Raw genomic sequence first — 18,315 nt, forward strand, 5'->3', positions numbered from 1 at the left:
GGTGTCCATTAAATCAGCCCACGCTGAACGAGTGCCTGGTGTGCCAACAACGGATCTTCGGCCAGGTACAGATCAGCGATTACGAAAGTTCTGACGGACAACTCGGTATGGTGAATGCACACCGTTGGTCCGGCGATCATTTTTGGGCAACTGACGCCATTCAAAAGTTTCGTCAGCCGCGAAAGGTTTATGGCTTTGCTGGAATACAGCAGTACGCCTCGGGCTTGCAGACGGTCGACCGCCAGCGAAAGTTCGCCGACAGGCAGCGGCCAGTCGAACACCTCCACCGGGCAATCGGTGCTACTGATCAACCATGCGGTGAGCCACAGATGAGGTTCCAGTGGCAAATCCGAGTGATTGATCAGCAGCAGTGGGGCGGCGTTTAGCTGACGGTTGTTATGGTAGATGCGCGCGCCGAATTTGCTGCGTAACCAGGAATAAAAAAACACGCGCTCCATCTGGGCGCCGAACTGGCCCTGCCAGCGCTGCTCCAGTTCCGCCAGTAAAGGCATCAGCAGTTGCTCGCACAAGGTGCGCGGCGGGTACAACGCCATGGCCTGATTGACGGTGTCGTCCAGCGTACGCTCTTTCAATTGCGTAACCGCGTTCAGCAAGGTCTGGCGCAGCAGGTGCCAATCGTTTTCCACGGGTTCGCTGAAGGCTTGTGGGGTTTCGAGCAATTGCTTGACCTGGCTGACAGCGACACCGCGGTTGAGCCAGGTGAGGATCATCAGGATGCGCTGCACATGCTCGGTGGAGAACAGTCGATGCCCTTTGGGCGTGCGTTGCGGCACGATCAGGCCATACCGCCGCTCCCAGGCACGTAAGGTGATGGCGTTGACCCCGGTCTGCCGGGCCACTTCACGAATCGGCAGCCAGCCTTCGTCGAGGGCTTTCTTGAAGTCCATGCCGTGGTCTTCGCTGGCGCTGCTGTCGAGGGGGGCTTTCATCAGATGGTGTTTCGCAAACTGAGGTTTTCCGGGTGCGGTTGCAGGTAAACCTGTTGCGCAATGTAAGGATCGGGGTGTTGACGAAAGTGATGCTTGAGCAGCGTCAATGGCACCACCAAAGGCACGATGCCGTGGCGATACTGGCCGATGACGTGCTGCACTTCCTGCTTGTCCTCGGCGCTGATCGCCTGTTTGAGATAGCCGCTCAGATGCTGCAAGACATTAGTGTGGGTGCGGCGCGTGGCGCATTTTTTCAGCGCGGCCATCAGCTCACTGAAGTAGCGTGGGCCAAGCTCTCGCGGATCGGTGTGTCCCATATTGCCCAACAGATTGCCCAGGATTTTGTATTGCACCGGGTTGTGGGCCATCAGCAAATATTTGTAGCGCGAATGAAAGTCCGTCAGGCCGCGACGGCTCAGGCCTTCTTTCAGCAGGTGCTGCCAGGCGCTGTAGGCGAATACGCGGGTAAGGAAGTTTTCTCGCAGTACCGGATCGTTGAGCCGACCGTCTTCTTCCACCGGCAGGTCAGGATGCAAGGCGCAGAACGCCCGCGCATAGATACCCTGGCCGCCGCTATCCTGCGGTGCGCCGTTGGCATGATAGACCTTGACCCGTTCCATGCCACAGGAGGGGGACCTCTGCATGAAGATATAGCCGCAGATATCGCCCAGTTCCGCCGCCATCTGTTGACCGTACTCGGCCAGTAGTCGGGTAACGTTCAGTTGGCGATCGACCGTGCCGACGGCTTCGGGCTGATTCGGATCACCCACCAACCGGATCGGCTCGCGAGGAATGCCCAGGCCAATGGCGACTTCCGGGCAGACCGGCACGAAATCAAAGTAATCGGTGAGGATGCGGCTGCACAGTCGCGATGCCTTGTGCCCGCCGTTGTAGCGCACCTCGGCGCCCATCAGGCAGGCGCTGACGGCGATTTTCGGTTTCGCGGCGGGAACGAGCATTGAAGCACCTCGGAATCAGAACCTGTACCGAAACAAAATCTGTACGGCATGAGTTCATCTTAGATTCAAAGGTGTACAAGTCAATTTTTTTGTATAGGTTTTTTCGGGGTGTAGTGAACGCAATCACCCGGCATCACTGTATTCGTTGTTTAAGGGGCGGGCTGCTGTCCATGTCGACAGCAGCAAATGACGCGGGATTCACTGCAGATGCGCGTGCAGACGGCGAGCGGCTTCCTGGCCACTGAGCCAAGCCCCTTCGACACGTCCTGACAGGCACCAGTCGCCACAGGCGTACAGGCCCAGGTCGGCATCGGCCAGGGTGCCCCATTCATGGCTGCTGGCCGGGCGGGCGTAGAGCCAGCGGTGGGCAAGGCTGAAGGATGGCGCCGGCATGGCGTCGTGCAGCAATTCGGCAAACGCACCGTGCAACTGCTCGATCACCGCTTCTTTTGGCAGATCGATGTGCTGGCGGCTCCAGGCGCTGGTGGCATGCAGCACCCAGGTGTCGAGGGTGTTGTCGCGCCCCGGTTTGCTGCGGTTGCGCGCCAGCCAGTCCAGTGGGCTGTCTTGCACGAAGCAGCCTTCCATGGGCGTATCCAGCGGAGTTTCGAACGCCAGTGCGACGGCCCAGGTAGGGTCCATTTTTACCCCCGCGGCAGCGCCGGCCAGCTTCGGCGCGGAAGCCAGCAACGCCGTTGCCTGCGGCGCCGGCGTGGCGATCACCACGTGGCTGAACGGGCCGTGGGTAAAGCCTTCGGCATCCTGCAGATGCCAGTGTTCTTCACCACGATAGACCTCGGTGATCCGGCAGGCGAAATGCACTTCAAGATCGCCGATCAAGGCGCGGGTGATGGCGCTCATGTGTGGGGTACCCACCCAGCGCGTCTGTTCGTCCGGCGACAGGTTCAGTTGGCCGCCATGGTAGGTGTACAGCTGCGGTGTCCACTCAGCGACCCAGCCGTTGGCTTGCCAGCGCTGGACTTCGGTGACGAAGCGGCGATCCCGGGCAGTGAAATATTGCGCGCCCATATCCAGAGCACCCGCATCGCTGCGCTTGCTCGACATGCGTCCGCCACTGCCGCGGCTTTTATCGAAAAGTTGCACGACATGCCCTGCGTCTGTCAGGGCTTGTGCGGCTGAGAGTCCGGCAATGCCGGTGCCGATGATTGCGATAGGTACAGTCATAAGGGCCTCGTTTACCTTTCTGTACAGACTACGCCGGGGTTTAAACCTGTACAATGATGTTTTTCGGTATAACTTTTAGCGTTCTCGTTCCGACAGCTTGGCCTATTGTTAAACACAGAGTCTGCCCGATATCAAAGATCCCTTGCTTATAAAAATAGACTAGTGATCAGGGTAAAACGCCACGCGAGGAAGAAGTCATGCACATATTGCTGACCGGCGGTACTGGTTTGATAGGACGTCAGCTCTGCCGTCACTGGTTGAGCCAAGGCCATCGTCTGACGGTCTGGAGCCGGACGCCTGCAAAGGTAGCTAAAGTCTGTGGTGCTCAAGTGCGTGGTGTCGCTCGACTCGAGGACGTGGGGCAGGAGCCTGTCGACGCCATTATCAATCTCGCCGGTGCGCCGATCGCCGACCGCCCCTGGACGACCAAACGCAAGGCGCTGCTCTGGAGCAGCCGCATCACCCTGACGGAAAAATTGCTGGCCTGGCTCGAAACTCGTGAGCAGAAACCGCAGGTATTGATTTCCGGTTCCGCTGTCGGCTGGTACGGCGACGGCGGTGAGCGTGAGTTGACCGAGGACTCGCCACCGGTTATCGACGATTTTGCCAGCCAGCTGTGCATCGCTTGGGAGGAGACAGCCCAGCGCGCCGAAGCCTTGGGTATCCGCGTGGTGCTCATCCGCACCGGGTTGGTGTTGTCCGCCGACGGCGGCTTTTTGTCGCGGCTGTTACTGCCGTTCAAACTGGGGTTGGGCGGGCCGATCGGCAATGGTCGGCAATGGATGCCGTGGATCCATATCAACGATCAAATCGCCCTGATTGATTTTCTTCTGCATCGCAATGAAGCCAGCGGTCCATATAATGCCTGCGCACCGAAGCCGGTGCGCAATCGCGAGTTCGCCAAAACCCTGGGCAGCGTGTTGCACCGCCCCTCGTTCATGCCGATGCCGGCCCTTGTGTTGAAGGTCGGGCTGGGCGAATTGTCGTTATTGTTGCTGGGTGGCCAGCGGGCCACGCCGGCGCGCTTGCTCAAAGCGGGTTTCACTTTCCAGTTCACTGATTTGCGCGCGGCCCTGGACGATCTGTCCAGCCGCCTCTGAAATAGGACGTTGCATGACCGATCACGCGTTGCTTCTGGTCAACCTGGGCTCACCTGCCTCCACCTCGGTGGCGGATGTGCGCAGCTACCTCAATCAGTTTCTGATGGACCCGTACGTGATTGACCTGCCATGGCCGGTACGACGTCTGTTGGTGTCGTTGATTCTGATCAAGCGTCCCGAGCAGTCGGCCCATGCCTACGCCTCGATCTGGTGGGAGGAGGGCTCGCCACTGGTGGTGCTCAGTCGCCGTCTGCAACAGGCCATGACTGCCCAATGGCATCACGGTCCGGTGGAACTGGCGATGCGTTACGGCGAACCGTCCATTGAATCGACGCTGCAGCGCCTGTCAGCCCAGGGCCACAAAAAGATCACCCTGGCGCCGCTTTATCCACAATTCGCCGACAGCACCACCACGACGGTGATCGAGGAGGCCAAGCGGGTAGTGCGCGAAAAGAAACTCGATGTGCAGCTGTCGGTGCTCCAGCCGTTCTACGATCAACCGGAATATCTCGATGCGCTGGTGGCCACGGCCAAACCGCATCTGCAACAGGATTACGATCATTTGTTGCTGAGCTTCCACGGTCTGCCGGAGCGACACCTGAAAAAACTCAACCCGGGCCACAGCTTCGAAGGCGGCGGTGATTGCTGCGCCGGTGCGCCGCCGGAGGTGGTCGCCACCTGTTATCGCGGCCAGTGCCTGCGCACCGCCAAGGAGTTTGCCAAGCGCATGGGCTTGCCGGACGGCAAGTGGTCGGTGTCGTTCCAGTCGCGTCTGGGCCGCGCCAAGTGGATCGAACCCTACACCGAAGCACGCCTCGATGAATTGGCCAAAAGTGGCGTGAAGAAGGTGCTGGTGATGTGCCCGGCATTCGTTGCCGATTGCATCGAGACGCTGGAAGAGATCGGTGATCGCGGGCTGGAACAGTTCCGCGAAGCGGGAGGGGAGGAGTTGGTGCTGGTGCCGTGCCTCAACGATGATCCGCAGTGGGCGAAGGCCTTGAATACGCTGTGTGAGCGAGCGCCGTTGGCATTGTAGAAACACAAATTGTGGCGAGGGAGCTTGCTCCCGTTGGGTTGCGAAGCAGCCCCAAAATCCTCACGGTCGATGCAGATTTTGTGAGTGCTGCGCACTCAAGCGGGAGCAAGCTCCCTCGCCACAGGGTATCGGGCCGACTGTTAGATCAGCGGCTCATCCGCCTTCTTGTGTTTCCAGCTGTCATTGCCCGGCAGGATCAGGTTCAGCGCAATGGCCACCACCGCGCACAGCGCGATGCCTTTAAGGCCGAAGTCGTCGGGACCGGTGCCGGTGCCGACCAGTACGCCGCCAATCCCGAACACCAGGGTCACCGACACAATCACCAGATTGCGCGCTTCGCCCAGATCGATCTTGTGGCGAATCAGCGTATTCATCCCCACCGCAGCAATCGAACCGAACAATAGGCAGAGAATCCCGCCCATCACCGGTACCGGAATGCTTTGCAGCAGCGCACCGAATTTGCCGATGAACGCCAGGCAGATGGCGAAAATCGCCGCCCAAGTCATGATTTTCGGGTTGTAGTTCTTGGTCAGCATCACCGCGCCGGTAACTTCGGCATAGGTGGTGTTGGGCGGACCGCCGAACAGGCCGGCTGCGGTGGTGGCAATGCCGTCGCCCAGCAAGGTGCGGTGCAGACCCGGTTTTTTCAGGTAATCGCGTCCGGTCACGCTACCCACGGCAATCACGCCGCCGATATGCTCGATGGCCGGAGCCAGGGCTACCGGAACGATGAACAGGATCGCTTGCCAGTTGAATTCCGGTGCTGTGAAGTTCGGCAGGGCGAACCACGGTGCAGCGGCAATCTTGGCGGTGTCGACCACGCCGAAGTAGAACGACATGCCAAAACCCACCAGCACGCCGGAGATGATCGGCACCAGGCGGAAAATGCCTTTGCCGAACACTGCGACGATCAGGGTGGTCAGCAAGGCCGGCATCGAGATCAGCATCGCCGTCTGGTAATGAATCAGCTCGGAACCGTCACCCGCCTTGCCCATTGCCATGTTGGCGGCAATCGGCGCCATCGCCAGGCCAATGGAGATGATCACCGGACCGATCACCACCGGTGGCAGCAGGCGGTCGATGAAGCCGGTGCCTTTGATCTTCACGGCAAGGCCGAGGAAGGTGTAGACGAAACCGGCCGCCATCACGCCGCCCATGGTCGCGGCCAGGCCGAACTGGCCCTTGGCGAGAATGATCGGGGTGATGAACGCGAAGCTCGACGCCAGGAACACCGGCACCTGACGCCCGGTGACGACCTGGAACAGGATTGTCCCCAAGCCCGCGGTGAATAATGCCACGTTCGGGTCGAGCCCCGTGATCAGCGGCATCAACACCAGGGCGCCGAAGGCCACGAACAGCATCTGGGCGCCAGACAACACCGTGCGCCAGAGCGGATCGTTGAACTCTTGCTGCATGCTCACGCGTCCTTCTGCTTGGTGCCGAAGATCTTGTCGCCAGCATCGCCCAGGCCCGGGATGATGTAACCGTGTTCGTTGAGCTTCTGGTCGATGGAAGCGGTGTAGATGATTACGTCCGGGTGGGCCTTCTCGACCACGGCAATACCTTCCGGCGCGGCGACCAGCACCATGGCGCGGATGTCCTTGCAGCCGGCTTTCTTCAACAGGTCAATGGTGGCGACCATCGAACCGCCGGTGGCGAGCATCGGGTCGATGATCATTGCCAGGCGCTCGTCGATTTCCGGTACCAGTTTCTCAAGATAGGTGTGGGCTTCGAGGGTTTCCTCGTTGCGGGCCACGCCCACGGCGCTGACTTTGGCGCCGGGGATCAGGCTGAGCACGCCTTCGAGCATGCCGATACCGGCACGCAGGATCGGCACCACGGTAATCTTCTTGCCGGCGATTTTTTCGACCGACACCGTGCCGCACCAACCCTCGATATCGTAGGTTTCCAGTGGCAGGTCTTTGGTGGCTTCATAGGTCAGCAGGGCGCCGACTTCCTGAGCGAGCTCACGGAAATTCTTGGTGCTGATGTCTGCGCGGCGCATTAGGCCAAGTTTGTGACGGATCAGCGGATGGCGGATCTCGAGGATGGGCATGGGGAAAGGCTCCGGCGGCGGGCAAAAAAACCGGCCTAGATTAATCTATCCGAGGGTGATGTCCTATAGACATAGAGTACGTTAGTCCACAATCGCTTGATCTGGCCTCGCTTGATGCGTACCTTTGCCGGCTTTTCCGAAACCGCCATCCCTGGAGAGCGCCATGTCCGCTGATCTCGAGCATATCCGTCAAATCATGCGAGAGGCTGACTGCCTGTACACCGAAGCTGAAGTCGAGGCAGCCATCGCCCGCGTCGGTGCACAAATCAACGATCAACTGGCGGACAGCAACCCGGTGGTGTTCTGTGTGATGAACGGCGGGCTGATTTTCTCCGGCAAACTGCTGACCCATCTGCACTTCCCGCTGGAAGCGTCCTACCTGCACGCCACCCGCTATCGCAACGAAACCAGCGGCGGCGAGCTGTTCTGGAAAGCCAAGCCGGAAGTGTCGTTCATTGACCGTGACGTGCTGATCATCGACGACATCCTCGACGAAGGTCACACCCTGGGCGCGATCATCGACTTCTGCAAACACGCCGGCGCGCGCAAAGTGCATACCGCCGTGCTGATCGATAAAGATCATGACCGCAAGGCTCGTCCTGACCTGAAGGCCGATTTCGTCGGTCTGCCGTGCATCGACCGTTACATCTTCGGTTACGGCATGGATTACAAAGGCTACTGGCGCAACGCCAACGGGATTTTTGCCGTTAAAGGCATGTAACCCCCCGCCGCAAGTCCCTGTGGGAGCGAGCCTGCTCGCGAAGGCGTCGTGTCAGTCAGATTAATGGGGCTGGCACACCGCATTCGCGAGCAGGCTCGCTCCCACAATGGTTTCATGTGCTTTCGGATAGCCATGCTAGAGTGCTCGGCCCCGTTTCCGGAGTCTGTCATGAGCCTGTTGATCCGCTGCTGCGCCGCCCTGTTGCTGACCCTCAGCCTGCCCCTGGCCGCCGCTCCGGCGCCGATGCACGCCCAGTTCCTGCCGCCGGATGACTTGACCCTGCGTGACGCGCAACCCGAGCAGCAACAACTGTTGCAGGTCACCGAGTATTCGGTGGTGGTCGGCAGTCAGCGTCAATCCAATCAGCAGCCGATCCCGGTCACTTCGCCGCTGTTGATCCGCCTCAAGGGTAAATCCTTGAACAAGGGCGCAACCATCACTCAGGTGCTGGTCAACTTCGATGGCGAAAGCAAAAGCCTGAAAAAGCCGGTCTACGACGAGCAGAGCAAAACCCTGACGCTTTTTTACCCATTGGCGCAGTACCGGGTGGTCATCGACTTGTTGCGCAATGACACGGTGTATTGCCAGTTCCTCAGTTACGCCAACGGCCATGTCTGGGCCGATCTGCACACCGGCAGCATTCGTCCGCGTTGAGTGCCGGGCCTGCGCAGGGGTAAACTGCCCGCCCGTGAAATGTCTGCGAGCTGGAGTCGGCAATGCGTAAAGATAAGAAACAAGTGATTGGTGACGAGATCGGTGATGAGCAGATCAAGTTGTTCCTCGATTTCGAACCGGTCGACGCCACTTCGCCTTCGTTGCACAAACTGATCAAGGCCTACCGTGGTCTGCGTATCGATGATTTCGAGCGTTTCCTGACGTTCTTCGTCGAGGCGGGCTACGATCTGGACGGCAAGGATGAGCACGGCAATGACTTCGTTGCCCTGATCAAGGATCAGCGCAATGCACCGGATTACATCGAGCTGATCGAAAAGGCTCGCGGCTGATCCATTCTTGAGAGCATAACCATACCTGTGGCGAGGGAGCTTGCTCCCGCTTGAGTGCGCAGCGCTCACAAGATTTTTGGGACCGCTTCGCAGTCCAACGGGAGCAAGCTCCCTCGCCACAGAGGTCGGTGTTCAAGCAATGCTAATCTCCGGCCAATAAAAAACGCCCCGCTCTCATTGAGAGCGGGGCGTTTTTATTGGGGCTGGATCAAGCGTAGCTTTCGGTTTCGCTGCTGGCTTCAACCAGTTCCAGGGCGACGTTATTCTGCGTGTTGATCTTGCGATACAGCGCAGCGTCGGTTTCCAGGACTTTCTCGCGGGCGGGGAAGATTTCCGCCAGTTTGGCAGCCCATTCGCCTTTGGCTTTGCCCGGGAAGCATTTTTCGATCAGTTCCAGCATGATCGAAACGGTCACCGAGGCACCTGGCGAAGCACCGAGCAGGGCAGCCAGTGAGCCGTCCTTGGCCGCGACCAGTTCGGTACCGAACTGCAGGACGCCGCCTTTTTTCGGGTCTTTCTTGATGATCTGCACCCGCTGGCCGGCCACTTCCAGGCGCCAGTCTTCGGCTTTCGCTTCCGGGTAGAAACGACGCAGGGATTCCAGGCGCTGTTCCATCGATTGCATCACTTCGCTGACCAGGTATTTGGTCAGGTCCATGTTGTTTTTCGCCACGGCCAGCATCGGGCCGATGTTGCCGGCGCGAACCGACATCGGCAGGTCCATGAAGGAGCCGTGCTTGAGGAACTTGGTGGTGAAACCGGCGTAAGGTCCGAACAGCAGGGATTTCTTGCCGTCGACGACGCGGGTGTCCAGGTGCGGCACGGACATCGGTGGCGAACCCACTGCAGCCTGGCTGTACACCTTGGCCTGGTGGTGCTTGACCACTTCCGGGTTGTCGCAACGCAGCCATTGGCCGCTGATCGGGAAACCGCCGAAGCCTTTGCTCTCTTCGATGCCCGAAGCCTGCAGCAGCGGCAATGCCGCGCCGCCAGCGCCGAGGAAGACGAACTTGGCGTCGACGTCACGGGTGTTGCCGCTGTTCACGTCCTTGATGCTGACGGTCCAGCCGCCCTTGTTGCGCTTCAGGCCGGTGACGCGCTTGCAGTACTTGACCTGGGCATCGGGAGCGCTGGTCAGGTGCTTGAGCAACTGGTTGGTCAGGGCGCCGAAGTTGACGTCGGTGCCATTGATCACGCGGGTGGCGGCGAGGGTTTCGCCAGCGTCACGCCCCGGCATCATCAATGGCATCCACTCGGCCATCTTTGCCTTGTCTTCGGTGTATTCCATGTCCGCGAAGGCGTGGTGCTTGCTTAGCACCTTGAAGCGTTCCTTGAGGAAGGACACACCGCTGTCGCCTTGGACGAAGCTCAGGTGCGGCACCGGGCTGATGAAGGACTTGCACGAACCGAAGGTGCCTTTTTTGGTCAGGTACGACCAGAACTGCTTCGACACCTCGAACTGGGTGTTGATGTGCACGGCTTTCTTGATGTCGACGGTGCCATCGGCAGCCTGCGGCGTGTAGTTCAGCTCGCACAGGCCGGCGTGACCGGTACCGGCGTTGTTCCATGGGTTGGAACTCTCGGCGGCACCGGAATCCATCAGCTCGACGACTTCCAGCTTGATCGCAGGGTCGAGCTCTTTGAGCAGTACCGCGAGGGTGGCACTCATGATGCCGGCCCCAACCAGTACTACGTCGACTGCTTCGTTATGCGCCATTTAACGCGTCTCCAAAATCTGCAGCACCAAATTGACGGCATGGCTGCCAGGCGTTCCGGGGCGAGTCAGTGATGCCCCTCGAACTCATGGCAGGATCGCCATGTCCGAATCTTCGCAATTTTTCGCAACTTCGACGGACGCTGCCTGCCGGGTCTAATCAGAGTCCCATGAACTCATTTCAACGAGCAGCTGGCAATTCGACTTATGGTCGATACATCCGTTTGTGCAACCAAATCCGTAGCGGACAGGCTTCAGGCTCCGGTATTCGAGGTGTACTCGGTCCTGTGTCGTCGGGCTGTTGTAGACGCTAATGGTGCATGTTCAGACGCAAAACTATTCATTTGCTCGCCACACTCTTGTGAAGTTGTGAAAACCCGTTTTTTTCACGCTCTTTTGAAGACGTGAACCTCAAAAAGGGCTGTCACAGCTTGGCACCGTGCCCGGATGGTATGCCGCCAGGAGATACAAGGCGGCAAATCGGGCAAACAGCTCAGTGACCGAGCGTAATGACAGCTCTGCAGATTCGCGAGAAGTGGAGGTTTTGCTTGAGAAACAGCAAGCGCGCCAGCTTCACTCGATCTGTGTGGGCGGCTCTCTGTGGGCGGTGCGGGGTGTCAATACCAGGGCATTGACGATGCTGCGAGGCCCGATCAGGAGACGTCCTTATAATCGGGGGGAGATTGTAGCGAAGAAACGTGGGGAATTGGTCGTGTTTAATGACTTTTATTAGGCGTCTGGTCAGGTGCTCAACAGTTGCTGCGCCCGTGAGCGGGGTTGATGTTGGGTGACGCGGGCGCTGGCGGGCAGGGGCTGGTGCAGCCAGTTCAGGCGAATTTCCTCGATTTCGACCCAGCCATCGCCCATGGGCTGGAGGCTGCATTGCTTGAAGGCCTGGCAATGGCCGTTGCGGTCGAGCAGGGCGAAGCAACGATGCAGCGGGCGTGGCGCGAACAATGAGATGAGATGGCGCATGGCGAATGACCTTGTGGGTAATTGCCGCTTACGTTGTCAGCAAGTCGTGACGTGCAGGTGAAAGGAGGGTGAACGATCTGTGACATCGAACCCCGATCTACAGGATTTGTCAGATATTTCAGTCATCGTTGCGAGACGCTAGTTCGCCGCAGTGGCGCACCGCTATACTGCCGGCCTGTTTGTGCCTGATTCTGGAGAGAAGAGCATGTTGCAACGCCTGTTGTTCGGTTTGATCACTGTGACCAGCTTGACGCTGGTCGGCTGCGCCCACAGCCCGCAACAACTGAACCCGGAACCCAAGCTGACGGCGCAACTGGCACCGGTAGGACGCGGTCAGCCGGTTGTGGTGCGTGTGGTGGACGGTCGTCCGTCGCCAACCCTGGGCACCCGTGGTGGTCTGTACCCGGAAACCAGCGCGATTACCGTACAGGGCGCGCAGATTCTGCCGAAGCTGCAGGCCCAGGCCGAAGCCGCCGTGCGCCTGTTGGGTTTCACCCCGACGGCCAATGCGATGAACGCTCCACAACTGACCGTGACCCTGGCCGAGCTGAAGTATCAGTCGCCTAAAGAGGGCATGTATGTGACCGAAGCCACCATCGGCGCGACATTCCGCTCCGATGTGCAGAATGCCAACCGTCGTTACAGCGGTCGTTACGGCGCATCTCTGGACCAGCGCTTCGGCATGGCACCGAACCAGGAAACCAACACCAAGCTGGTCAGCGACGTGTTGAGCGACGCATTGACCCGCCTGTTCAAGGATCCGACCGTAGGTCAGATTCTCGGCGAGTAACCTTTCGCAAGATAAAAAAAAGCCCGGTGCCAGCGATGGTCCCGGGCTTTTTCATATCTGCTGGCACTCGACTGTAGGAGCGAGCTTGCTCGCGATGGTCGTTAACGATTGCGCGGGGCATCTGATGCCACGCGGTGTTCTCAAGTCCATCGCGAGCAAGCTCGCTCCTACAAAGGGGCGCATGGGTCAGGCGGCCTGCGAGTAAAAGTCCAGCACACTCACACCCGTCAGCAGATCCGCTTCCGGCAAATCCGCATGCTGATGGCCGCCCAGTGCGCAATACACCAGCCAATGACGGTCTTGAACGTTGAAGGCGAGACTGCCGACGAGGGTTTGTTGTTCTTCACTGTGACTGATGAGGTAAAGGCGATCCTGGTTTTCGGCGTGGAGCATGACGCAGTCCGTGTCGGTTTCGAGGGGGCACAGACTGGCCTATTCAGATGACGAAGCCGTGACGCCGGACAGCCTTTGGTCAATTGCTTCGTTTTTTGTCGGAAAGGGAGGGCAGGTATGAAGGCTTTCGGTAGAATCCGCGCCGCGGTCGTCCGTTCGGCGTCTGCCACACCTGATTTGCTTGAGGCTCGTGATGTCGCTGCATTTGATGACGCTGTTTACCGCCCATCCCGCCAAATTGATCAACCTGCTGGCCTTGTTCTTTGCCTTTCCGGGCGGCTGGCTGCTGCACGCCACCCGTCGTCGCGAACAACGGGCGATGGCCAGTCTGCAGGCTCAACGCCAGAAACGTCCCAGCGAAGAACCTACGCTGGATTGGGCGACCCTGCGCATGAACCGGTTTTTCTACCGCTTCGGCTTCGCCTGCCTTGGCTTGGCACTGCTTGTATCCTGGATCAGCACGCGCGTCTGAACCTTGCACAATCCCTGTGGCGAGGGAGCAAGCTCCCTCGCCACAGGGCACCGTTGTTGAATTCGGGGTTAAAGCGGCAACCCCGCCTTCACCCGATACTGATTGCGCACCGGCGTCGCATATTGCAACACCAGGAACGGGCGATGTTCCTCGGGGCAGGCGTCCAGGCGTTGCTGCCACTGCTCCTGGGCCTTGGTCAATTCGTCGGTGGCAAACAGTTCGGCGGCACCGGGAACCTGTAATTGCGGGTCGGCATCTTTCCACTGGGCATAAGCCAGGTAGTGCACCGGAAACAGGCGATAACCGCCCAGAATCTGCTTGTCCATCTCGACCGCCAACTGCTTGGTGTCTTCGAACAGCTCGGTGATCGGCGCGGCAAAGTTCACGTGGACCCGGCCCTTGTAGCCGGTGATGCCCTTGGCGATGCTCACGTCGTCCTCGCCTGGCGCCTTGGTGTAGGTGCCAGTGGTGGCGCGGATGTAGAGTTCGCGGGCCTTGGCCTGGTCGCACGGGTCGTATTCGTAGCTGATCGAGACCGGGGTCAGGTTCAGCGAGCGGATGACTTCGCCGAACGGCTCGTCCTTGCGGCTCATATGAAACATTTTGAGAATCGCCGACTCGGTACGGTCGTCGCCGTCCTTGGCCCGGCCTTCGGCCTGGGCGATCCAGATCGAGGCGCAATCGTTGCGGATCGAATGGTTGATGTAGGCCGAGAGTAACTGATACGCCGCCATTTTCTCGCGGCGTCCGGTGATCGAACGGTGCACGATAAAGCTCTTGTTCAGGCGCATCAGGTCGCTGACGAAGGGCTTTTGCAGCAGGTTGTCGCCGATGGCGATGCGCGGGGTCGGCAGGCCGGCGTGGTATACGGCGTAGTTGACGAAGGCCGGGTCCATCACGATGTCGCGGTGGTTGGCGATGAACAGGTAGGCGCTGCCGGACTTGAACTGCTCGACACCGGTGTAGGTCACCCCATCCGTGGCGCGTTCGATGGTGTGGTCGACGTAATACTCGACTTTGTCCTGCAAAGTAGCCACCGACGTGATGCCGGCGAACTCACGGCGCAGACGATGGGCTATAAGAGGTTTGAGTGCCCAGCCTAAAGCGCCGGCAAAACGCGGGAAGCGGAAGTGGGTGAGGATATCTAGAAACGCCTTGTCGCCAAGCAGTCGTGCCAGCACCGCTGGGACTTCACTGTCGTCGTAAGGTCGGATGGCATCGAATTCGCCCATCATGCTCTCTTGTTAGAAACGGCTAGGGTAAGTAAAGGTTCTGATCGAAAACCGGCGGGGTACGGTCTGAAAAAGTAGTCAGACAAAAATAGCCCTGCAAATAGACCGGCGATTATACGCACAAGTCACCTGGGAGACCGCGATGCTGGAAAATGCCGTTTATGAATGTCCGTATTGTGGTGAGGAAGTGGAAACCACCCTGGACCTGTCCGGTGGGGATCAGACCTATATTGAAGACTGTCAGGTGTGCTGCCGGCCGATAACCTTTGTGTTGCAGGTACACGGCGAAGAATGGCATCTCGACGTATTCAGCGAGAACGAATAAGGGCATCTATGCAACGAATCTACGAACCGGAAAACCTGATGGAAGGCGAGTTGCTGCAAGGCATGCTTGCCAGTGAGGGCATCGAGGCGCATCTGGTGGGACGCGATCTGGTCGGTGCCAGCGGCGAACTGCCGATCTTCGGTCTGTTGGGGTTGGCGGTGGATAACGACCAGGCCGAATACGCCCGCGAGTTGATCAGTGCGTACAATGCCGCGCTGCCGCTTTCCGGTGATGAACCGGAGAGCTTTCCGGGCACGCTGGTCTGTTAGGCTGGCCGTTCGTTTGATCAAGAGTCGTGTTGCCCCATGTGTGGACGTTATGCCCTGTTTCGCTGGAACCCCGCCTTCGCGGCCCTGCCTGGCTTCCCCGCCGATCAGCAGGCCCAGTGGAACATTTCCCCCAATGATTCGGTGTTGATGTTGCGTGCCGGTGCGGACGGTCAGCGCGAACTGGCGCGTGCGCGTTGGGGGCTGACACCGCCATGGCTGACCGATCTATCCCGCACCCCGGCCCATGCCAGGGCCGAAACCGTGGCCGAGCAGCCGATGTTCCGCCAAGCCCTGCGCGAGCGACGCTGCCTGTTGCCGGCCAACGGTTTTTACGAATGGCGCGGCACCACGCGCAAGCGCCCGTACTGGCTGACGCCGGGAGAGGGCTCGTCACTGTTTTTCGCGGCGATCTGGGAGGCGTACCCGGTGCAGGAACAGGTGTGGCTGAGCACGGCGGTCATTACTCAGCCGGCTGCCAGTCAGCGGCGGCCGTTGATTCTCGATGCGGCGGGGCAAGACGCCTGGCTCGATCCGGAAACGCCGTTGCATGCGTTGCAGGCCCTGCTGGCCAGTGAACCCGCCGCGTTGCGCGAACGGGTGCTGGCCAACATGGTCAATGATCCGAAGCTCAATGGGCCGGAGTGTCTGACCCCGGGTTGAGTCATTTGGCGTTACTACTGACGCCTTCGCGAGCAGGCTCGCTCCCACAGTTGATCTCCAGTGAACACGAAATTTATGTGCCACTTAGATCCAATGTGGGAGCGAGCCTGCTCGCGAAAGGGCCTCTGGATCAGACCTTGAACTGATTGATCAACCGTCGCTGCTGCTCGGCCAATTTGGTCAAATCCGCACTGGCCGCGCTTGATTCATCCGCGCCGCCCGCCACTTCGTTGGCCACTTGCCCGATGTTGATCACGTTGCGGTTGATGTCGTCCGCCACCGCGCTTTGCTCCTCGGCGGCGCTGGCGATCTGGGTGTTCATATCGTTGATGACCGACACCGCCTGCGTGATGGTTTCCAGCGCTTGGGCCGCTTTGGCTGCGTGCTGCACGCTCTCGTCGGTACGGTTCTGGCTGTCCTCCATGACCCGCACCACATCCCGCGTGCCTTGTTGCAGCTGCTGAATCATGGTCTGGATTTCTTCCGTGGCCTTCTGCGTCTTCTGTGCCAGGTTACGCACCTCGTCAGCCACCACCGCAAAGCCACGACCCTGTTCACCGGCCCGGGCCGCTTCGATGGCCGCGTTCAGGGCCAGCAGGTTGGTCTGTTCGGCAATCCCGCGAATAGCCGTGAGGATCGCGTTGATGTTTTCGCTGTCCTTGGCCAGGGTCTGCACCACGCCGACCGCCCGGCCGATTTCCACGGCGAGGGCGCCAATGGAGTTCGACGTGTCATGGACAATCTGCTTGCCCTGGCTGGCGGCCAGGTCAGCATGGCTGGCGGCTTGCGCGGCCTGGGTCGCGTTGCGCGCCACGTCCTGGGCGGTGGCGGTCATTTCCTGCACGGCGGTGGCCACTTGATCGATCTCGGCCATTTGCTTGTGCACGCCGGTGTTGGTGCGAATGGCGATGTCGGCGGTGTGCTCCGATGAATCGCTGACGCTCTGCACCGAGGTCACCACCTGGGTGATCATCGCCTGCAATTTGGCCAGGAAGGTGTTGAAGCCTTTGGCAATCGAGCCCAGTTCGTCGGAACGGTCGCTGGTCAGGCGACGGGTCAGGTCGCCTTCACCTTGCGCGATGTCATCGAGCATGGCGACCATTTGCTTGAGTGGACGGGCAATGCCGTGGCCCACCAGCCAGATCACCAGCAGGCCGATACCGGCAATCAGCAGGCCGACCATGGCCATGCCGAAGGTGTCGGATTTGCGCTGGGTGTTCAGGTCGGCCTGAAGCTTCTGCAGATCCGCCATCACCGCATTCAGCGGCAGTTGCAGCATCAGGGTCCAGCGGGCGTCGGTCTGACCGATGCCGAAGGGCAGGTACAACTCGATCCGGCCCTGAGCCTTGTCGACGGTGTAGGTGACTTCGCCGCGCTTGAGATTGGCCATGTTGGCGATCTGCTGGCTGTCGAGGATGTCGCTGACCTTCTCGCCGAATTTGCTCGGGTCCTTGGTATAGGCAACGATCCGCCCGTTACCGCCGATCAGGGCCATTTCCCCGGCGCCGCTGTAGAGTTTCTGGTTGGCGCCCAGGAGCATTTCCTGGATGAAGTTCACCGACAGGTCAGCACCGACGATGCCCTGGAAGGCGCCGTTGAGCATGATCGGTTCGATGAAGGAGGCGAGCATGACGATTTTGTCGCCGACCTTGTAGGGAGCCGGATCGATCACGCAGGATTTTTTGGTTTCTTTCGAGCACAGGTAGTACTCGCTGGCGCGCACGCCGGTGGACAAGGTTTTCTGGTCGTCCACGTCCACCAGTTTGTCCAGGCCGAGGCTGCCGTCCTCGTTGCGGAACCACCAGGGCAGGAAGCGCCCGTTGCTGGCGTCGATGCCCACTACGTGGGTGCCGATGTAGGCCGCATCGTTGTGATCCAGTGCGTCTTTTTCCCAGCCAATGTAGGTACCGAGGATTTTCGGATTCTTGGCCACGTTTTCCTTGATCAAACCAATCAACTGCTCGCGACTGAGACTCAGCGCAGGCTGTCCATCGGCCCCTGGTGTGCCGATCAGCGTGTTGACGCGCACCAGCCCGCCGGCTATCAGCAACGGCGCTTCGAGTTCACGCTGAATCTGGCTGACCTGGGTCTGCGCCAGGGATGTCAGGCGTTGTTCGATGACTTGCTCGAATTGTGCCTGAGTCCGTTCCTGGACCATGTTTTGCGTCCGGGCGCCGGAAAACAGCGCGTATACCACCAGCGCTGCCACGACACTGAGAACGATGGCGCCGGCCAGGGCCGCCACGGAAAACTGGATTGACTTGAATTTCATGGGTGCTCCGCACGCAAAAGATCGTCTGCGGAGGTGTATCGGCAGGGGGTTCGACAGGCATGAGCGGCTGCAGGAGAAATGGCTGTTTTTGCGTGCTGGATGTCGTAAATGAATCATCCCAGGCCGTTATCGGCCGTGGTGTACCCGGGTTTGTGAATTTTTTCCTACGGCGATGAGAGCTTTGTCTGAAATATACGTCTTA

Annotated in this window: 20 protein-coding genes and 1 pseudogene; 10 read left to right on the forward strand and 11 right to left on the reverse strand. The window is 59.6% G+C overall.

Translation table 11 applies throughout. The features are described 5' to 3' along the window. Positions 1–8: 8 nt before the first annotated feature. The 3 genes from CKW21_RS05115 to CKW21_RS05125 all read right to left on the reverse strand — a co-directional run bounded on the left by CKW21_RS05115 (position 9) and on the right by CKW21_RS05125 (position 3,094). Positions 9–950, reverse strand: a complete 942-nt coding sequence (locus CKW21_RS05115; RefSeq protein WP_095192931.1) for a MerR family transcriptional regulator — start codon at positions 948–950, stop codon at positions 9–11. Then, positions 950–1,909 (reverse strand): DUF523 and DUF1722 domain-containing protein, encoded by a 960-nt coding sequence (locus tag CKW21_RS05120; protein WP_095192932.1) that lies wholly within the window; start codon positions 1,907–1,909, stop codon positions 950–952. Before CKW21_RS05120 ends, CKW21_RS05115 begins: the two co-directional genes overlap by 1 nt. A 198-nt stretch (positions 1,910–2,107) precedes the next feature. Continuing rightward, complete coding sequence (locus tag CKW21_RS05125; protein WP_095192933.1) at positions 2,108–3,094, reverse strand: NAD(P)/FAD-dependent oxidoreductase; 987 nt, start codon at positions 3,092–3,094, stop codon at positions 2,108–2,110. Positions 3,095–3,291: 197 nt separating this feature from the next. Here CKW21_RS05125 and CKW21_RS05130 point away from each other — a divergent pair, with 197 nt between their 5' ends. Together CKW21_RS05130 and hemH are read left to right on the forward strand one after the other, a co-directional pair. Next, positions 3,292–4,194, forward strand: coding sequence for a TIGR01777 family oxidoreductase (locus CKW21_RS05130; protein WP_095192934.1), 903 nt, complete (start codon positions 3,292–3,294; stop codon positions 4,192–4,194). A gap of 13 nt (positions 4,195–4,207) precedes the next feature. Beyond that, positions 4,208–5,230 (forward strand): ferrochelatase, encoded by a 1,023-nt coding sequence (hemH, locus tag CKW21_RS05135; protein WP_095192935.1) that lies wholly within the window; start codon positions 4,208–4,210, stop codon positions 5,228–5,230. 140 nt (positions 5,231–5,370) lie between these two features. Here the strand turns inward: hemH and CKW21_RS05140 are convergent, their stop codons facing one another. Next, a complete protein-coding gene (locus tag CKW21_RS05140; RefSeq protein WP_095192936.1) occupies positions 5,371–6,645 on the reverse strand; it encodes a uracil-xanthine permease family protein in 1,275 nt (424 codons plus the stop codon). 2 nt (positions 6,646–6,647) lie between these two features. Continuing rightward, a complete protein-coding gene (upp, locus tag CKW21_RS05145; protein ID WP_008060213.1) occupies positions 6,648–7,286 on the reverse strand; it encodes a uracil phosphoribosyltransferase in 639 nt (212 codons plus the stop codon). Between the two features lie 163 nt (positions 7,287–7,449). On the opposite strand from upp, the gene CKW21_RS05150 reads away from it, so the two are divergent. From CKW21_RS05150 to CKW21_RS05160, 3 genes are all read left to right on the forward strand, one after another. Next, the gene (locus CKW21_RS05150) at positions 7,450–8,007 is read left to right on the forward strand and encodes a hypoxanthine-guanine phosphoribosyltransferase (protein ID WP_095192937.1); all 558 of its coding nucleotides are present in this window, start codon (positions 7,450–7,452) and stop codon (positions 8,005–8,007) included. Between the two features lie 168 nt (positions 8,008–8,175). Beyond that, entirely contained in the window at positions 8,176–8,661 is a 486-nt protein-coding gene (locus tag CKW21_RS05155; protein WP_095192938.1) for a hypothetical protein, read from the forward strand. A 62-nt stretch (positions 8,662–8,723) separates the two neighbouring features. Then, entirely contained in the window at positions 8,724–9,011 is a 288-nt protein-coding gene (locus tag CKW21_RS05160; RefSeq protein WP_095192939.1) for a PA4642 family protein, read from the forward strand. Positions 9,012–9,219: 208 nt separating this feature from the next. Here the strand turns inward: CKW21_RS05160 and mqo are convergent, their stop codons facing one another. Beyond that, entirely contained in the window at positions 9,220–10,728 is a 1,509-nt protein-coding gene (mqo, locus tag CKW21_RS05165) for a malate dehydrogenase (quinone) (protein ID WP_095192940.1), read from the reverse strand. A gap of 738 nt (positions 10,729–11,466) precedes the next feature. Then, on the reverse strand, positions 11,467–11,700 hold the full coding sequence (locus tag CKW21_RS05170) for a hypothetical protein (RefSeq protein WP_095192941.1): 234 nt from the start codon (positions 11,698–11,700) through the stop codon (positions 11,467–11,469). 205 nt (positions 11,701–11,905) lie between these two features. Here CKW21_RS05170 and CKW21_RS05175 point away from each other — a divergent pair, with 205 nt between their 5' ends. Further along, positions 11,906–12,490, forward strand: a complete 585-nt coding sequence (locus CKW21_RS05175) for a YajG family lipoprotein (RefSeq protein ID WP_095192942.1) — start codon at positions 11,906–11,908, stop codon at positions 12,488–12,490. A gap of 186 nt (positions 12,491–12,676) precedes the next feature. Here the strand turns inward: CKW21_RS05175 and CKW21_RS05180 are convergent, their stop codons facing one another. Further along, the gene (locus CKW21_RS05180; RefSeq protein WP_095192943.1) at positions 12,677–12,883 is read right to left on the reverse strand and encodes a hypothetical protein; all 207 of its coding nucleotides are present in this window, start codon (positions 12,881–12,883) and stop codon (positions 12,677–12,679) included. A 193-nt stretch (positions 12,884–13,076) separates the two neighbouring features. Here CKW21_RS05180 and CKW21_RS05185 point away from each other — a divergent pair, with 193 nt between their 5' ends. Beyond that, positions 13,077–13,355 carry a hypothetical protein gene (locus tag CKW21_RS05185; RefSeq protein ID WP_095192944.1) on the forward strand — a complete coding sequence of 93 codons (279 nt, stop codon included), beginning with the start codon at positions 13,077–13,079 and terminating at the stop codon, positions 13,353–13,355. Positions 13,356–13,423: 68 nt separating this feature from the next. On the opposite strand, the gene CKW21_RS05190 is transcribed toward CKW21_RS05185, so the two are convergent. Further along, on the reverse strand, positions 13,424–14,590 hold the full coding sequence (locus tag CKW21_RS05190; protein WP_095192945.1) for a 1-acyl-sn-glycerol-3-phosphate acyltransferase: 1,167 nt from the start codon (positions 14,588–14,590) through the stop codon (positions 13,424–13,426). A gap of 139 nt (positions 14,591–14,729) precedes the next feature. Between CKW21_RS05190 and CKW21_RS05195 the strand changes: the two genes are divergently transcribed. The 3 genes from CKW21_RS05195 to CKW21_RS05205 are packed head-to-tail and all read left to right on the forward strand — an operon-like array spanning position 14,730 to position 15,841. Continuing rightward, positions 14,730–14,912 (forward strand): CPXCG motif-containing cysteine-rich protein, encoded by a 183-nt coding sequence (locus tag CKW21_RS05195; RefSeq protein WP_095192946.1) that lies wholly within the window; start codon positions 14,730–14,732, stop codon positions 14,910–14,912. Between the two features lie 8 nt (positions 14,913–14,920). Beyond that, positions 14,921–15,181 carry a putative signal transducing protein gene (locus tag CKW21_RS05200; RefSeq protein WP_095192947.1) on the forward strand — a complete coding sequence of 87 codons (261 nt, stop codon included), beginning with the start codon at positions 14,921–14,923 and terminating at the stop codon, positions 15,179–15,181. A 36-nt stretch (positions 15,182–15,217) separates the two neighbouring features. Next, positions 15,218–15,841, forward strand: a complete 624-nt coding sequence (locus CKW21_RS05205; protein WP_095192948.1) for an SOS response-associated peptidase — start codon at positions 15,218–15,220, stop codon at positions 15,839–15,841. Between the two features lie 130 nt (positions 15,842–15,971). Here CKW21_RS05205 and CKW21_RS32205 read toward each other — a convergent pair whose 3' ends face one another. Together CKW21_RS32205 and CKW21_RS32210 are read right to left on the reverse strand one after the other, a co-directional pair. Then, complete coding sequence (locus tag CKW21_RS32205; protein ID WP_371917509.1) at positions 15,972–16,814, reverse strand: methyl-accepting chemotaxis protein; 843 nt, start codon at positions 16,812–16,814, stop codon at positions 15,972–15,974. Positions 16,815–16,826: 12 nt separating this feature from the next. After that, positions 16,827–18,230 (reverse strand): annotated as a pseudogene (locus tag CKW21_RS32210) (HAMP domain-containing protein); the annotation flags it as partial. Between the last annotated feature and the right edge of the window lie 85 nt (positions 18,231–18,315).

Origin of the sequence: Pseudomonas sp. Irchel 3A7 (assembly GCF_900187565.1) — a bacterium.
Classification (GTDB): Bacteria; Pseudomonadota; Gammaproteobacteria; order Pseudomonadales; family Pseudomonadaceae; genus Aquipseudomonas.

Coding starts and splice junctions, on each gene's coding strand:
- CKW21_RS05115 (WP_095192931.1), bottom strand. CDS start 950: ATGAAAGCCCCCCTCGACAGCAGCGCCAGCGAAGACCACGGCATGGAC.
- CKW21_RS05120 (WP_095192932.1), bottom strand. CDS start 1,909: ATGCTCGTTCCCGCCGCGAAACCGAAAATCGCCGTCAGCGCCTGCCTG.
- CKW21_RS05125 (WP_095192933.1), bottom strand. CDS start 3,094: ATGACTGTACCTATCGCAATCATCGGCACCGGCATTGCCGGACTCTCA.
- CKW21_RS05130 (WP_095192934.1), top strand. CDS start 3,292: ATGCACATATTGCTGACCGGCGGTACTGGTTTGATAGGACGTCAGCTC.
- hemH (WP_095192935.1), top strand. CDS start 4,208: ATGACCGATCACGCGTTGCTTCTGGTCAACCTGGGCTCACCTGCCTCC.
- CKW21_RS05140 (WP_095192936.1), bottom strand. CDS start 6,645: ATGCAGCAAGAGTTCAACGATCCGCTCTGGCGCACGGTGTTGTCTGGC.
- upp (WP_008060213.1), bottom strand. CDS start 7,286: ATGCCCATCCTCGAGATCCGCCATCCGCTGATCCGTCACAAACTTGGC.
- CKW21_RS05150 (WP_095192937.1), top strand. CDS start 7,450: ATGTCCGCTGATCTCGAGCATATCCGTCAAATCATGCGAGAGGCTGAC.
- CKW21_RS05155 (WP_095192938.1), top strand. CDS start 8,176: ATGAGCCTGTTGATCCGCTGCTGCGCCGCCCTGTTGCTGACCCTCAGC.
- CKW21_RS05160 (WP_095192939.1), top strand. CDS start 8,724: ATGCGTAAAGATAAGAAACAAGTGATTGGTGACGAGATCGGTGATGAG.
- mqo (WP_095192940.1), bottom strand. CDS start 10,728: ATGGCGCATAACGAAGCAGTCGACGTAGTACTGGTTGGGGCCGGCATC.
- CKW21_RS05170 (WP_095192941.1), bottom strand. CDS start 11,700: ATGCGCCATCTCATCTCATTGTTCGCGCCACGCCCGCTGCATCGTTGC.
- CKW21_RS05175 (WP_095192942.1), top strand. CDS start 11,906: ATGTTGCAACGCCTGTTGTTCGGTTTGATCACTGTGACCAGCTTGACG.
- CKW21_RS05180 (WP_095192943.1), bottom strand. CDS start 12,883: ATGCTCCACGCCGAAAACCAGGATCGCCTTTACCTCATCAGTCACAGT.
- CKW21_RS05185 (WP_095192944.1), top strand. CDS start 13,077: ATGTCGCTGCATTTGATGACGCTGTTTACCGCCCATCCCGCCAAATTG.
- CKW21_RS05190 (WP_095192945.1), bottom strand. CDS start 14,590: ATGATGGGCGAATTCGATGCCATCCGACCTTACGACGACAGTGAAGTC.
- CKW21_RS05195 (WP_095192946.1), top strand. CDS start 14,730: ATGCTGGAAAATGCCGTTTATGAATGTCCGTATTGTGGTGAGGAAGTG.
- CKW21_RS05200 (WP_095192947.1), top strand. CDS start 14,921: ATGCAACGAATCTACGAACCGGAAAACCTGATGGAAGGCGAGTTGCTG.
- CKW21_RS05205 (WP_095192948.1), top strand. CDS start 15,218: ATGTGTGGACGTTATGCCCTGTTTCGCTGGAACCCCGCCTTCGCGGCC.
- CKW21_RS32205 (WP_371917509.1), bottom strand. CDS start 16,814: ATGATCACCCAGGTGGTGACCTCGGTGCAGAGCGTCAGCGATTCATCG.